This window comes from Ureibacillus sp. FSL W8-0352 (genome assembly GCF_038004345.1).
GTDB classification, from domain to species: Bacteria; Bacillota; Bacilli; order Bacillales_A; family Planococcaceae; genus Ureibacillus; species Ureibacillus thermosphaericus.
Genome location: NZ_JBBOQT010000001.1, coordinates 2,766,309 through 2,781,398, shown reverse-complemented (window position 1 = coordinate 2,781,398; position 15,090 = coordinate 2,766,309). Strand labels below are relative to the sequence as shown.

General features: G+C 36.7%; 13 protein-coding genes and 5 pseudogenes. 4 read left to right on the top strand and 14 right to left on the bottom strand.

Annotation, left to right across the window (positions count from 1 at the left end; all coding sequences use genetic code 11):
* Positions 1 to 7 precede the first annotated feature (7 nt).
* The 4 genes from NST98_RS14020 to NST98_RS14005 are packed head-to-tail and all read left to right on the top strand — an operon-like array spanning position 8 to position 3,271.
* Positions 8 to 757 carry an ABC transporter ATP-binding protein gene (locus NST98_RS14020; RefSeq protein ID WP_340715343.1) on the top strand — a complete coding sequence of 250 codons (750 nt, stop codon included), beginning with the start codon at positions 8 to 10 and terminating at the stop codon, positions 755 to 757.
* A complete protein-coding gene (locus NST98_RS14015; protein WP_340715342.1) occupies positions 754 to 1,503 on the top strand; it encodes an ABC transporter permease in 750 nt (249 codons plus the stop codon). The genes NST98_RS14020 and NST98_RS14015 overlap by 4 nt, the downstream gene beginning before the upstream one ends.
* Complete coding sequence (locus tag NST98_RS14010; protein WP_340715341.1) at positions 1,473 to 2,510, top strand: ABC transporter substrate-binding protein; 1,038 nt, start codon at positions 1,473 to 1,475, stop codon at positions 2,508 to 2,510. Before NST98_RS14015 ends, NST98_RS14010 begins: the two co-directional genes overlap by 31 nt.
* The gene (locus NST98_RS14005; protein WP_016839010.1) at positions 2,507 to 3,271 is read left to right on the top strand and encodes an SDR family oxidoreductase; all 765 of its coding nucleotides are present in this window, start codon (positions 2,507 to 2,509) and stop codon (positions 3,269 to 3,271) included. The genes NST98_RS14010 and NST98_RS14005 overlap by 4 nt, the downstream gene beginning before the upstream one ends.
* A gap of 196 nt (positions 3,272 to 3,467) precedes the next feature.
* Here NST98_RS14005 and NST98_RS14000 read toward each other — a convergent pair whose 3' ends face one another.
* The 14 genes and pseudogenes from NST98_RS14000 to NST98_RS13930 all read right to left on the bottom strand — a co-directional run bounded on the left by NST98_RS14000 (position 3,468) and on the right by NST98_RS13930 (position 14,720).
* Positions 3,468 to 3,656, bottom strand: a complete 189-nt coding sequence (locus NST98_RS14000; RefSeq protein ID WP_340715340.1) for a hypothetical protein — start codon at positions 3,654 to 3,656, stop codon at positions 3,468 to 3,470.
* 305 nt (positions 3,657 to 3,961) lie between these two features.
* Positions 3,962 to 4,366, bottom strand: a pseudogene (locus tag NST98_RS13995) (Lrp/AsnC family transcriptional regulator); the annotation flags it as partial.
* Positions 4,367 to 4,804: 438 nt separating this feature from the next.
* The gene (locus NST98_RS13985; protein WP_016839575.1) at positions 4,805 to 5,284 is read right to left on the bottom strand and encodes a GNAT family N-acetyltransferase; all 480 of its coding nucleotides are present in this window, start codon (positions 5,282 to 5,284) and stop codon (positions 4,805 to 4,807) included.
* Between the two features lie 17 nt (positions 5,285 to 5,301).
* Positions 5,302 to 6,603 (bottom strand): NAD(P)-binding domain-containing protein, encoded by a 1,302-nt coding sequence (locus NST98_RS13980; RefSeq protein ID WP_340715339.1) that lies wholly within the window; start codon positions 6,601 to 6,603, stop codon positions 5,302 to 5,304.
* A 2-nt stretch (positions 6,604 to 6,605) separates the two neighbouring features.
* Complete coding sequence (locus tag NST98_RS13975; RefSeq protein ID WP_016839577.1) at positions 6,606 to 6,812, bottom strand: hypothetical protein; 207 nt, start codon at positions 6,810 to 6,812, stop codon at positions 6,606 to 6,608.
* On the bottom strand, positions 6,812 to 7,228 hold the full coding sequence (gene arsC, locus NST98_RS13970; RefSeq protein ID WP_016839578.1) for an arsenate reductase (thioredoxin): 417 nt from the start codon (positions 7,226 to 7,228) through the stop codon (positions 6,812 to 6,814). Before arsC ends, NST98_RS13975 begins: the two co-directional genes overlap by 1 nt.
* 19 nt (positions 7,229 to 7,247) lie before the next feature.
* A pseudogene (locus NST98_RS13965) lies at positions 7,248 to 7,394 on the bottom strand (ArsB/NhaD family transporter); the annotation flags it as partial.
* 168 nt (positions 7,395 to 7,562) lie between these two features.
* Complete coding sequence (locus tag NST98_RS13960; protein ID WP_340715338.1) at positions 7,563 to 7,853, bottom strand: ArsR/SmtB family transcription factor; 291 nt, start codon at positions 7,851 to 7,853, stop codon at positions 7,563 to 7,565.
* 108 nt (positions 7,854 to 7,961) lie between these two features.
* Positions 7,962 to 8,838 (bottom strand): annotated as a pseudogene (locus NST98_RS13955) (IS982 family transposase).
* Between the two features lie 267 nt (positions 8,839 to 9,105).
* Positions 9,106 to 9,451 (bottom strand): annotated as a pseudogene (locus NST98_RS13950) (transposase); the annotation flags it as partial.
* Between the two features lie 344 nt (positions 9,452 to 9,795).
* Positions 9,796 to 10,428, bottom strand: a complete 633-nt coding sequence (locus tag NST98_RS13945) for a LysE family translocator (RefSeq protein ID WP_016839582.1) — start codon at positions 10,426 to 10,428, stop codon at positions 9,796 to 9,798.
* A 57-nt stretch (positions 10,429 to 10,485) separates the two neighbouring features.
* Positions 10,486 to 11,175: pseudogene (locus NST98_RS13940) on the bottom strand (YqcI/YcgG family protein).
* 568 nt (positions 11,176 to 11,743) lie between these two features.
* Positions 11,744 to 13,546 carry a glutamine--fructose-6-phosphate transaminase (isomerizing) gene (gene glmS, locus NST98_RS13935; protein WP_340715337.1) on the bottom strand — a complete coding sequence of 601 codons (1,803 nt, stop codon included), beginning with the start codon at positions 13,544 to 13,546 and terminating at the stop codon, positions 11,744 to 11,746.
* A gap of 643 nt (positions 13,547 to 14,189) precedes the next feature.
* The gene (locus tag NST98_RS13930; RefSeq protein WP_168412075.1) at positions 14,190 to 14,720 is read right to left on the bottom strand and encodes a type 1 glutamine amidotransferase domain-containing protein; all 531 of its coding nucleotides are present in this window, start codon (positions 14,718 to 14,720) and stop codon (positions 14,190 to 14,192) included.
* Between the last annotated feature and the right edge of the window lie 370 nt (positions 14,721 to 15,090).

The following is a 15,090-nucleotide window of genomic DNA, read 5'->3' as shown; positions in this document are numbered from 1 at the left end:
TTTTAATATGAGTTTTTTGGTAATGGAGGATGTAACGTACAGTTACGAACAAGGAAAAAATCAAATTTTACGTGGGATTAGCTGGGAAATCAATAAAGGAGAGTTTCATTGTCTGCTTGGAAAAAGTGGCTGCGGAAAAACGACCTTATTAAAGCTTGCTGCTGGCCTGCTTTCATCTGAGAATGGAAGCATTCGCCTGCAAGGAAAGGAAATAATCAAACCTTTACCTAATTGTAGTTTTGTCTTTCAAACTCCAACTCTATTGGAATGGAAAACAGTTATTGAAAATGTGCTTCTCCCTATTAAATTGAAACGGAAAATCAGAAGTGAGGATATGGAGCAGGCAATGGAATACTTAGAGCTTGTTGGGTTAGCCTCTTATCGAGATTGTTACCCTTTACAGCTTTCCGGTGGACAACAAAGCCGGGTCGCTCTTGCACGGGCCTTAATGCAAAAACCTTCTTTATTATTTTTGGACGAGCCTTTTGCAGCATTAGATGCCATTACAAGAGAAGAACTGCAAGATGATCTTTTAAGAATGTGCTATATGCATAATATTACTGTGCTCTTTATTACCCATGATATTGCGGAAGCTGTATATTTATCCGATAGAGTTGCTGTCATGGCACATGGAGAAATTGTCTATCAAACCCCAATCATGCTTGAACGCCCACGTAGAATGGAAATGAGATATGAGCCTTATTTTAACGAACTATGTTTCACGTTACGTCAAGTGATGAATGGTGAACGCTTATGAAAAAAACATCCGTTTATTCATTCTTATTATTCATTTTTTTACTAGTTATTTGGGAAGTATCATCCAAGTCCTATTCCGAACTTGTATTACCAGCTCCTTCTGTAATAGTACTCACCCTTGTTGATGGACTTTTAAGCGGCTATTTTACACAGCATATTCAGCGGACTGCCGCTGAGGTAATTCTTGGTCTCTTTTTTGGTGGTGTAGCTGGATTTACGGTAGGAGTTCTAATGGGAGAAGTGGCCTTTTTACGTAAGCTTCTCTTTCCTTATATTATAGCGAGTCAAGCAGTTCCCAAGCTGGCATTGGCTCCGTTATTTATTCTTTGGTTTGGCTTCGGCATGACGTCCAAAGTTGTTATTACTGCGCTTGTATGCTTTTTCCCATTGCTTGAAAATACAGTAACAGCGATTCAGTCAAGCGATACACAAAAGCAGGAACTATTTAAAATGCTTGGTGCAACACGGTTACAAACATTAATTCACTTAAAAATTCCTTCTGGTATGCTGGGTATTTTAGCTGGACTTCGTGTTTCGGTTGTCCTTGCAATTGTGGGTGCGGTTGTCGGAGAATTTATCGGCGGCAGTGAAGGACTAGGGGCGCTTATTATCGCAACCCAAGCAATGATGGATACCGCCCTTATGTTTGCCACATTAATTTTATTAACAATTTTCGGTATGATTCTTTACTTAACTGTATCTTGGCTTGAAAAAATGTGGATAAAAAGATTGAAGAAGGAGATATGAAAGATATGAAGTTGAAACATATAATCATCGCATTTCTTTTATTACTTCTAACAGCATGCGGTTCAAAAGAGGAAGGCTCGAATGAAAAAGAATCATTTGCACAGCTGACAGTTGCACTCTGGAGCCAGCCTATTACAGAATCCGTCAACCTATTAGTCGATGATGAAAAAGGATTTTTCAAAGAAAAAGGCATTGATTTAAAGGTGATTCCCGGTGCTGGTGGTGGAGATGCTATTAAAAATATTCTTTCCGGTCAAGCAGATATTGCCTTTACTGACCCTGGATCTCTTTACTTTGCTTTAGACAAAGGAGAAAAATTAAAAGTTATTTATAATATTTATCCACAGAACGTGTTCAATATTGTGGCGTTAAAAGAAAGCGGTATTGAAAAGCCAGAAGATTTGAAAGGAAAAACAATTGGTGTTTACAGCCTAACAAGTGGAACGCGACAAAACTTATTAATCCTTCTCCACCAAGTTGGTTTGACGGAGGATGATGTCAAGATTGTGGAAACAGGCATATCAAATTTTGCCCCACTAATACAGGGTCAAGTGGATGCAACTGCAGCAACGGATACCGGATTATACCTTGCAAAACAAAAAGGATTAGGCGATGTAAATATAATTGAAGTGAGAGATTATTTAAATATACCAAGTGATGTCTTTGTTGTGACAGAAAAAACGTACGAAGAGAAAAAAGAGGAATTGAAGCGTTTCGTTGCCGCATACAGAGAAAGCGCCCAATGGATGCTTGAAAATCCGGAAGAAGCTGCAAAACTTGCGAAAGAATTTGCTATTGATGGAAAAGATGAAAACATCAATTTAGAGATAATTAAGCTACGTAATGCTTCTTCAGTTTCAGAAGATACGGAGATAAAAGGATTAGGGGCTATTGATGCCGATGTATTACAAAAGGGAGCAGACACATATCAACAGTTAGGTTTAGTGAATAATCAATTGGACATGTCTCAAGTCGTGACTGAGGAATTTTTGGAGGTAGAGCAATGAACTTTGAGGGGAAAGTTGTCCTAGTTACCGGAGCAAGCCGCGGCATTGGTGCAGCAATTGCTCGTGCTTTTGCAAAGGAAGGGGCTTTTGTCATTGTCAATTATTTGCAGAATAAAATGCTTGCTGAAAAAGTGGCAGCTGAATGCATACAGCTTGGTGGTGACGGTTATGCCATTCAAGGAGATGTTACATCTGAAGAGGCTGTGAATCAAATGATTGAGGAGATTATGTTAGAAGCAGGCAAAATTGATGTAGTCGTTAACAATGCCTTTAAATCCTTTCAGTTTAATCCTGAAACTCGCAAGTTAGCTTGGGAAGTGCAATGGGAAGACTATCAGGGGCAAATTGATGGAGCAGTACGCTCAGCCCATTATATTTGCCAAGCAGTCATCCCCATCATGAAAAAACAAAGCCAGGGCAGTATTATTAATATCATTACAAACTTAGTTGAACGCCCCATCGTACCGTATCATGAATACAATACTGCCAAGACCGCACTTATGGGGTATAGTAGAAATTTGGCTGTCGAAGTCGGCTCCTTTGGCATCCGCGTCAATTGCGTCGCCCCTGGTCTAGTTTATCCAACAGATGCGAGCCGAACAACAAAGGAAAATCTAAAGGAGCTGATTATCGCTCAAACGCCGTTAAAGCGAATTGCCACTCCAGAAGATATTGCTGGTCCTGTTCTGTTCTTAGCCTCTGACTGGAGCCGCTTTATGACTGGACAAACTCTTTATGTCGACGGCGGGTTTGTAATGTAGTAAGGGATTGCTCGCAGTATTTTATGCTGCAGCAATCGCTATTTATTTTTAAGACAAATTATATAAATAAAAAAACTCCTATTTGTATTGCAGTACAAATAAGAGTTTAAATAAAGTTTGTTTCCATGCTACCTCCTGAATTTCTGTCGTTAATAAGAGGGATCGGGTTTCAATATTCTATAATACAAATACTATTTCATTTATCAGAATTCCCATGCTCACTGTCTACAGCAAAGTCAGCAAATTTACGTATTGCTCCATCGACAAACATTTGATGGTCAATATCCAGTTGATTATATAAAGCTTCAAATTCTTTTTCATCCATTATTTCGATTTCGTTCATGATTTTAGCCACAATTTCTTTTTGCTTAGAATTACTCACCATACCACTCAACTCCTTTCATTGATTTATTAATTTAATCATATTGAATTTTTTAATTACCATTTTTTACAATACCGTGTCGTTCTTGAACAATCTATGTAGTTTATTTTTTATACCGTATACTCCGTTTCGAAATGAAAAGGTGCCAATACAAAATAAAAAAGACTGAATCCTAATTGGATCCAGTCCGAAACTATCAATTATATATGGTTGCCTGCTTTCTAACAGGAGTAGAAACGACTTCGATAACTTTATTCACTTAGGAAAGATTATATTTTTTTACATGATTTCTATTGATAAAAATACTCCTACAAAATGGCGTTGATTGGATGAGTATTTATAACTTCACTAATAGATATGCGTAATTGGTAGTTTCCAAATTTTGAAATTTCATCCAATAATGAATTTAATGTCTCTTGGATATCAAACTTAACTTTTAATAAGAAACAGCCGCTCCCTGAAATACGATGTGCTTCAATAATTTCTTTTTTACTGTTTATAAAATGTTTAAATGCCTCGTGATTATTTGAATCAAGGAAATAATAATAAACGCTGTATAAGTAAGACCTAATTTTGATTCATCTACCATCAAAGAATATGACTTAATGACTCCACTATCTTCTAATTTTTTTAATTCTATTTCCTATTGCTTGACCAGACATATGAATCAATTCTCCGAGATCTTTCCATTGAATACGAGCGTTATGCGTGAGTTAAATGATGAACAGACTTACATTTTAGATATCCTTTATGTTAATGAAACAGAAGGATTGAGGAAGTAGTCTATTATTATCCTACTCTCTATTAAACAATAAGACCTATCCTTCTTATGTTTGGATAGGTATTAAAATTTTCTTTAGTTCATGAATTTATTAGTCGTCAACAACATGTAAACAAATAATAAAGCTGTGAACTATCAACTCTTCAAATCCGCATTTTATATGACTAACTTTTGAAAAATAATAAAGTTATGAACCTAAAAACCATTTTTATCCACTTCAAATAAATTGGAATGAATAATAAAGTTGTGAACTGAACTTCCGTTATTTGTAAATGCTGCTTATAAAAAATACAGCATACTGTTTTTTACTACAATACTCTGTAAACGCTCCCGATTGTTGAAGATTATTTATATTTATAACTGTTAAACGTTAATCAAGAATTAAATGTTTATCCATCAATATTGTGTTCGTCCATTGGCCATTCTTTTTAGCAATCCCTTTTCGTACACCCACAATTACAAATCCTGCCTTTTTGTGAAGGTGGATACTAGCTAAATTCACTTCAAATATAGATGCTTGCAACATCCAGTAACCCGAGAGTTTGGCTTTCTCAATTAAATGTTGAAGTAATTGTGTACCTACCCCTTTGCCCTGTGCTTGAGGGTGAACATAAATACTAACTTCTCCTACGCCTTTATAAACCTCTCTTGAAGAAACAGGTGTAATGGATACCCAACCCAAAATCTTTTTATTTTCTTCATAGACATATCGAAGATACGGATGATATTTTTTGTCCCATTCCTTTATAGAAGGAGCTTTTGATTCAAATGTAGCAATTCCCGTATCAATTCCTAATTGATAAATTTTTAGTACATCTGGTATATCTTCCTTTTCTAAAAAACGAATCATTATACAAAACCCCTTTATTATTGGCAACACCCATCAATACCTGTATGACAAACACCCGTTTCAGGAAGTGATAATTTCACATCAAGAGCTGCTTCTGTATCTCCTGCAAGATGCGCAACAATTGAACGTACTTGTTCATAACCAGTAGCCATTAAGAATGTTGGAGCGCGTCCATATGATTTTGAACCAACGATATAAAAATTCGTTTCTGGTTGACGCAATTCCTTTTCTCCATGTGGTGGAACAGTCCCGCAACTATGCAAGTTTGGATTAATAAGTGGTGCTAATTTTGTAACAGCTTCTGTTGCAGGATCAACCTCATAACGTAGTTCACTAATAAATGAGAAGTCTGGACGATTGCCAGTATTGACAATTAATTCGTCGAACGGACCAATTTTTTTATCTGTACCTTTAAGAATCAATCCTTCTTCTTTTTCGAAAATAGATTGAATATAAAAAGGTGTTTCTACATAAATCACTTTTTCAGAGAGGATTTTTTTCATTTTTAAGCCAAGTTCACCACGTGCAGCTAATTCATCGGCAGTTCCACCACCTAGAGCATCTTCCACTCGTTTTTTGCGTAAAATCCATGTAATTTCAGTTTGTGGATGGGCATCTTTTAATTCCACTAATTGAAGTAGTGAATTGATTGCTGAATGTCCTCCGCCTATAACTGCAATCCGTTTGTTTGCATAGCGTGAAATATTAGCTGGCACGTTAGGAATTTGATAATTAATTTTATGTCTGGCTGCTTTTTCGCTTGGTAACATTACCCCATGACTAGCAGCAGGATTCGGATTTCCCCATGTACCTGTCGCATCAATAATTGCGCTAGCTTTATACATCTTTGTTGCCTGCCCGTTTTTAGTGAAAATTAAAAAAGGCTTATTTGCTCGATTAGACGATTTCATTTTATCAGTATCTAATTTTGTAATCGCAATTACTTCTTCATTCGTATGAAGCTGCTCTTTAAATAGCTCACTTAGAGGAAGTAAATAGTCTTCTCGTAATGCTTTACCTGTTGGAATTTCTTCTTTATTCGGCATCTTCCAGCCGTTTTTTTCTAATATTTGTTTAGCAGCACTGTCTACATTATATTTCCAAGAAGAAAATAGCTGAACATGCTCCCAAGAAGCAACATTTGCAGCAACCTCATTTTTTTCGAATATGATAAATGGCAGATTGTAAGACTTTAAATGGGCAGCGGCAGCTAATCCAATAGGACCTGCACCAATGATAGCAACTGGATATTTTAATTCACAACACCCTGAATTAGGTGTGCAACAAGATGAATTTGGTAAGATAGTAAAAAATTCCATTTTCATTCCTCATTTCTTAAAATTATTTGAAGCGCCTGTTTAAAATTAGCAAGCGTAATAGGACCAAGTGAAGATAGATCACTTTGAAAAAAGTGTTGAGTCATATATTCTTCAAGATTTTCAACTGTAGTGATGTTAGTTTGTAAAACAAGTTGCATATATGACGTGAAAAATTCGACTGATTTATTGCCAGATTTGTGTATTCGCATCAGTTTTTCTCCCTAGCAAACAATCGTATTCGTTCTTCAATCGCATCCCGTACTGTTTTAAATACAAGCCATTTTTCTTCTTCTGTTCCACTCGCTTTTGCTGGATCATCAAATTTCCAATGTTCTCGTTTTACATGAGGTGGCGTTACAGGACATTTGTCAGCTGCATCTTCACACAGAGTCACGACGAGCGTGGCGTTATTTAAAATATTGTGGTCAATGGTATCTGACGTTTGATTTGAAATATCGATGCCAACTTCAGCCATTGCTTTTACAGCCATCGGGTTTAATCCATGTGCTTCAATGCCCGCACTTTTAATATTCCAGTCTGATAAATATTTTTTGGCAAACCCTTCAGCCATTTGTGAACGACATGAGTTGCCAGTACATAAAAAATACAACGTTTTCTTTTCCATAAAATAAACACCTTTCATTAAAAATACGTAGTGCGACATAAAGACCGATTAAAGTAAACAACAAAATAGGTATCGTTAATAGAATCCCTGTTTTCAAATACATCCCCCATGAGATTTTGACCCCTTTTCCTGAAAGTACATATAACCACACAAGAGTAACGGGCGATTTGAACTAACAGCATAGCATTCATTCTATTGATTACTAAGCCAACATAAGAGAAATAACAATGCCAACAAGTAAGACTATTACAGCTCCTTCCATAGTAGTCCCACCAATATTCAGTCACCTAGGCTGCCAAATAACAAACATTTATGTTGTGATAGAGAGTTCTTGCTAACAAGAACATGTATTTCCTCCTTCATTAGTTTTTAATTCGTTAATAACTGCTTCGACAACAGGGGACAGTTGATCAGCAATTCGATAATATTTCCACGTACCTTCTTTTCTTTCTAAAATTATGCCTGCATCTTTTAACTTTTTTAACTGCTGGCTAACAGCAGGTTGCGAAATACCGAGCACTTCAACAAATTCACAAACACATACCTCACCATTTTTCATACAAGCTAAGAGCGTTAGACGATTTTTATCTGCCAATGCTTTTAATTGTTTTTCTAATAAATCCAAAATGAAACCTCCAATTCTTTATATAAGCAATTGCTTATATATAACATACCATCATTCTTTATATAAGTAAATACTTATGTATCAAAAACCCGTGGTGCTAGTTGAGTCTTAACGCTCAACTAGCCCAAGAACAACAAGGAGTAAGCCAGTAAAATACCATCCAGTGCCGTTTCAAATCCAGAAACCGAGTTTGCTCGAATCTCGGTGATCCGATACGAATCGACTAAAATCGAAAACACGGTTTCCACCACTTTACGTTTTCGCTTCATCCACTGTTTCCATGCGTCCGATTGGCGAATTCGCTGATTTTTTCGAACGGGCGTCCAAAAAGCGATTCGATGCTCTTCGTACAGCTTCTTTTGCAGCTTTTGGCTGATATACCCTTTGTCACCTAGGTTATACGGATGTGGAATTTGTGTCATGACGGTCTCCGCAGCCATCCGATCATGACAAGACGCTTCAGTGACGACATATCCCATCGGAAGCCCTTGGTCGGTGACCTGCAGATGAAGTTTCAACCCATAGAAAGCGATCTTTTTCGAAGCACAATAGCCAATATCGGCAATTCCACGAAACCGTTTGGCACGATACATTCGGGATGAATGACACCGATCGATCGGCAAGCTGTCCACGACCGCATACGCATGGTCTGCCCGCGTTTGGCCAGCTGGTGCCGTATCCACTTGGTCGCAAAGCCAAGCGCTCGGTAGCGATGGTTGTACCGAGAACGTTCAGGGAACAAGGCCTTGGGAAACAAATTCCCGATCACAAACTGGTGCCAAGCCCGTTCGGAAGTGAAGCCCAGCAACTTTCCAAGGACATGGATGGTGATGATGACTTCGTCTTTCTGTTTCAACCAATGACGATTTCGACGTTGAAGATGAATCTGGATGCTCGACAGTTGAGCGGATACAAAGAATAAAATCGCTGCATATTGTTTTTGAAGTTTGGCTCGATCTGTTGTAAGATGAAAGTGCTCTTGCATGGGGATTCTCCTTTTGATGTTTGGTCGCACTTTCATTTTAAGAAGATCTCATGCAAGGGCTATTTTTATGCTTATCTGATTTTATTAATTAGAATTTATTTATTTAAAATGAGGATGTCCCAAAAGCGAACGCTATGCGAACACTTTTGGGACATCCTCATTTCATTGAGAAATTTGAGATGCAACATAATCAAGATTATCGGAACTCAAATGTATCTAGAATTATAAAATATCCCCGTTCATCAAATTGATGATGGTGTTGCAAAACTAGAGTAAAAACTCGAAGTTATGCATAAGGATGCAGCATAACACATGTAGTAAATATCGATGAAATCCATACCATCGTGGCTGTTCCACCCCATCACTCTTTCGCTCGTTAAATACCCGTTCAATCCCGCGGCGAAGCCCAAACAGCCATTGGCCAAACCTCGTTTTCAAAAAGACAGGAAGAACCCGGCCATAGGCATCTTTCCGTTCCTCGCTATTTTCGGCGGTTGATGGGAGAAAGGAATAAGATTCCTGCTTGTTCGGCTGTTTGTCGAATCTTTTCGCTGCCATACGCGGCATCGCCTAACACAAACTCAATATCCCATTGCCCTAAAGAAATTACCATGGAATGGGGGGGATTTGTGTTGCACACAATTTGAAAAAGTGGGCGGCCACCGTCCACCCAATAAAAAGAAAAAGGGAGAACATACGGGGATGAGAAGAAGCAGATCCTTTGAGAGAACAAAAAATATCCAAATAATGTAAAAGAAAAAGCAGGAGGCTGTCCTCAAAAAGGTCGTTTTACCGATCTTTTGGGACAGCCTCTTTGTTACGTTTTATCAGGCCCTGCCTGATTCCACACCTTCAGTGAGGGCAAAAATTCCTTATGCTCTTACATGAGAAACCATAAATGTGGTAACTCGTCAACCTTCATTCTGTCAGATTTACCGTCGACAAACACCAAATAATTTAAATCAATTGTTTAACTGCAGAAATAGCTTCATAAACAAAATAACCCGAAAAACCAATTAACACTATACCAGCAATAATAGAACTTACTTTTATCATCGAACGGCTCATTAACTTTCTTGTAGTAGAAACAATGGTTAATAAGCCAATGTCATGTAGTAAAATTCCGGTTAACACACCCGTCCCAATGGTGATAAATTTAATTGGATTCGCCATATCATATGAGTTGGTAAGAACCGACCCGAATACGCTTAGCCAAAACACTATATTCCCTGGAGATATCGCAACAAGAAAACCATTTCTATATGAAGAAAACCAAGATTTTGTTGGCTTTTCACCTGATAATGTGATATCATGATCCGCATTTTTAATAGAATCATAACCAATTAAAAACAAAAATACTGCACCAACAATCCACATCGGGATTTGAATAAACGGTTGCTTCAAAATGGAGGCTAATCCGAAATAAAATGCTGCGATTAAAGCTAAATCAATCGTCATACCTCCTAATCCAACAGCCCAACCATGCCAAAAGCCATTCTTGAGACCTTGCTTGATCATTTCTACAGAAATGGCTCCAATTGGCATGGCAATAGAAAGGCCCACAATAACATAAGTAAGATACAATGCCATAAAACCCCACACACCTTTATAAACTTAGTATGATGTACAAATCAGTAATTCTGATTATCAAGATTTAGGATGGAATGGACATACCCCTTTTCTTGGATTATTGTCATCAGTGATTATATACTGTTTCCATTCTCTGTTGCTTTCGTCTCCATATCTTCCTAGATCCGGATGGATTGGGAGATTTTCTATCGACTCTACTTTTGATCGAATTAAATCAATAGCCTTTGGAGTAATATCAGCAAAAATTCTTCTAGGTTGAAAGATCAATATAAGGCTTTTTCCCATGTTCCTAGTAATTCTATGTTTATATGCTGGCATATTAGCTTATACAAAAATAGGTTCTCCATCAAAACAAAATTCCCAAAGTGGATCATCTGGATCAGTTGGAATATTTGCATTCCATTCTTTTTCATCATTCTCATGTAGATATTTTAAAATATTCCAAAAATAATTTTCATAGTAATCAAATGACTGTTCTGGAATTTCAGGTTGCACAAAAACAACCAAAGCATGTTTATTATGCTCATTTTCTCTTGATAATTTCAAAAACTCTCTTAATACATTCGGTAGAGGGCTTAAATCATGATTTTCTATATAAAAATATCTTAAATCGCCTTTTTTCTCAGCGATAGTTCCAAAGTGGCAAGGGAAATTCTTATCAGAAACAACTTTTTCCCAATAAGAATATTCATCTTTTAGCCATTCTGGTATATTATTACCATATTTGAGATCTGATTTGGTTAACATTGAAATGGCTCGTTGCAACACTTTTCTACTCAACTTCACTCAATTCCTTGTCAAAATTCTACATTTATTTTCTATTTTTCCTAATAAAAAGTATAGCACAAAATCTTTAATCCATAGCAAATAATTCCATAATATTTTTCACCCTTCAATTAATTGTATACGTGATTAAATACAGATATTTAACGTATTAATAATACGAATTATCTTTACACCATATGTATTAAAAATAAAATATCACCTTCAAACGAGAAGGTGATGATATAAATTCATAAAAAATGTTGTTCCTCAATATAGAAAACAATGCTGATTTTTCTACGGAATAGCACCCTATCGTTGAAGAGCACATTAGTTTTTTAGATAGTATTGAAGGCTGAGTAGTTAGCTTTCGTTCAAATAGATTTATCTAAATGCTACCTCCGCAACATAGATGTAGTTGAAATTCGATACACATTGCATACTCCATATTTAAAATAAAAAATAAAACCTATCCATCACCTTATTGAGGATAGGTTTTATATTAGTTCACAACTTTTTTACTTTAACAAAAGGTTAAAAGTGTATTGATTATTTACTCCACTGTTACAGACTTCGCCAAATTTCGCGGTTTGTCAACATCGCATCCACGATCTAAAGCAGCATAGTAACTAATGAACTGCAACGGCACTACAGCAACAAGCGGCGTAAGAAGAGCATGCACTTTCGGAATGACAAGTCGGTCTTCGTCTTCATTTAACCCTTCCATTGAAATAACGCACGCATTAGCACCACGTGCCACTACTTCTTTCACGTTACCGCGAATATTTAACGCTACTGGCTCTTGTGTAACGAGAGCAAAGACAGGTGTTCCATTTTCAATTAATGCGATCGTTCCATGCTTTAACTCCCCACCAGCAAAACCTTCCGCTTGAATATACGATATTTCCTTTAATTTAAGTGCCCCTTCTAAACTTACATAATAATCGATATTTCGACCAATGAAGAACGCATTACGAGTATGATTTAAATATTCATTTGAGATAATATGCAGTTCTTCTTTGGAATCCACGATTGTTTGAATTGCATTTGCAGCAAAAGCAAGCTCTGTTTTTAAATCGAAGTTTATGATGTTTCCTTTGCTTTTACCCGTAACATAAGCAGCAATTGCTAAAACGGCTAATTGTGCCACATATGCTTTTGTTGAAGCAACGGCAATTTCAGGACCAGCGTGTAGTAATAGTGTGTAATCCGCTTCACGGGAAAGCGTTGAACCCGCAACATTTGTAATGGTTAACGCAGGATAGCCTAATTCTTTTACTTTTACAAGCACCTGTCTGCTATCCGCTGTTTCGCCAGATTGAGAAATAAATATAAAGAGCGGCTTTTCAGATAGTAATGGCATATTATAGCCGAATTCGCTAGAAATATGAACTTCCACTGGAATTCCAGCAAGCTTTTCAAAGTATTGTTTTCCTACAAGTCCTGCATGGTAGCTCGTTCCTGCCGCAATGATATAAATTCGATCCGCATTGCGTAAAGCAGATAATATTGCTTCATCAATTGTTAATTCTCCAGCATTATTACTATATTCTTGAATGATTTTTCGAACGACACCAGGCTGCTCATCCATTTCTTTTAACATGTAATGAGGATATGTTCCTTTTTCGATGTCGCTAGCATCTAGCTCCACTGTATAAGGTTTTCGTTCAATTTGACGTCCATCTATTGTAGAAATTTCAACTTTATCCTTCGAAACCAATACAACTTCTTTATCATGTAATTCAATAAATTGATTTGTCACTTGTAACATCGCCATTGCATCGGATGCAACTACATTAAATCCTTCACCTACACCGACAAGCAATGGTGATTTGTTTTTAGCTACATAGATGGTTTCAGTATCTTCCATATCAAGTAAAGCAATCGCATAGGAGCCATGCAATAAAGATAGGGTTTTACGAAACGCTTCTTCAGTTGAAGAACCTTCATTAGAGAATAATTCTACAAGCTGTACAATTACCTCTGTATCTGTATCTGATAGCATTGGAGCATCTTTTAAATACTCTTTTTGTAGTAGGTGATAGTTTTCAATGACTCCGTTGTGTACAATCGTAAATCTGCCAGAAAGACTTTGATGAGGATGCGCATTGATTTTATTAGGCTCTCCGTGTGTTGCCCAACGTGTATGACCAATGCCGATGTTTCCTTTCATTTTGTCGTCTACAATTTTGCGTAAGTCAGCAATTCTTCCTTTTTCTTTGAAAACTGTAATTCCTTCTTGATTTTGAATGGCTATACCTGCTGAATCATAGCCGCGGTATTCAAGCTTTTCTAGTCCTTTTAATAAGATTTCCTTTGCATCTAAATATCCGTTATATCCAACTATTCCACACATTTACATACCTCCGTCAATAAGCGATACCATACTATCAATTTTCCAAAAAAATTGTAGAATTTTGTTTCCTGAAAAAAGGCAACAGAAAACTAAGCCTACTTTTTTGCTCTTTTTTTGAATTTGAACTCTGTCTAGTTCAATATGTCCAAAAAAAGAATTGTAGGTTTGATATCGCTATTTAATTTTTATTGCTTTGCCTTTTCGTTCCTTTGTCCATAAAATTGCTTTTATGTTTTAAGAACGAAATTGCGACCGGGCAATGCGATCGGGAGGCATCCGCCGAATATTTCGATAAACCTCCACCTCGTCAACTAAGGATTGATTGCCGTCCGATTTCCTTAGTCCTGGCGCTTTAATTGTTTTCCATCGCATTTATATAGCGCGAAACTAACCTCCTTTACCGCGCTCGCTTAATTTTTCTAAAAACTGGAAATTATATTTATAAAAAATTAAGCATTCTCATCATACAGAATATGTATCTATACGTCAATGATTTACTAATGTTACTTATTATTTTTAGATATCAAGAGTTACAATATTCCAAACAAATTTGCCCAAGGTAGGAAAATTCCTAGCTTGGGCAAGCAAATTCATATAATTTATTTTTATTTATAAGGGGGTATCAAAGGCAAGGAATGTTATTTTATTTCTGAAACTCTTTCTCCTTTAATAAATTTACAATTTCTCGGTTAAATTCAGGTAAATCATCTGGTGTTCTGCTTGTAACTAACTGATTGCCACATACAACAACTGGCTCGTCATGGAATTTTGCACCGGCATTTTCTAAATCGACTTGAATCGACTTATATCCTGTCACGTCACGTCCTTCTAATTCTCTAGCAGAAATTAAAAGTTGAGGCCCGTGACAAATGGCAAATACAAGCTTATTCGCTTTCATAAATGATTTAACAAATGCCACTACTCGATCATCATCACGCAACAAATCCGGTGAAAATCCTCCTGGTATGAATAAAGCATCAAAGTCATCTGGATCTACATCTTCAATTCCATAATCAATGTCGACTTTTGCTTCTCCCTTTTTGCCTCTAACGGTTTTGTTGCCCACTTTATCAATCGTCACAACTGTATGACCAGCAGCTTCTAACGCTTCTTTCGGACTTGTAAATTCTACATCCTCAAATAAATCTGTAATTAATGTCGCGATTTTTGCCATCATTTCACACTCCTTTTCATATTTCACATTTAATACTATTGCCGATTCCTTCTGTAAATAATCAAAAAGATGGATGAAAAACATCATGCGGGGATATTACACAAATGTAGTTTAAACTCGTATGGATATGATTGATGGCCCACTTGTGCAGATAACCTCTTCACTTGTGTGGATAGGGTACTAGCTTGTGTAGATAAATTAACAATTTGTGTGGATATAATTCCTGCTCGTGCTGATGTTTCCGTAACTTGTGTGGATGCAACTTTAGCTTGTGCAGATGAATACCTACCTTGTGCAAATAATAATTATTCATGTGCAGATATAACTCCCGATAACTTAGAAACTTATCCATTCTTCTATCCAGACATAA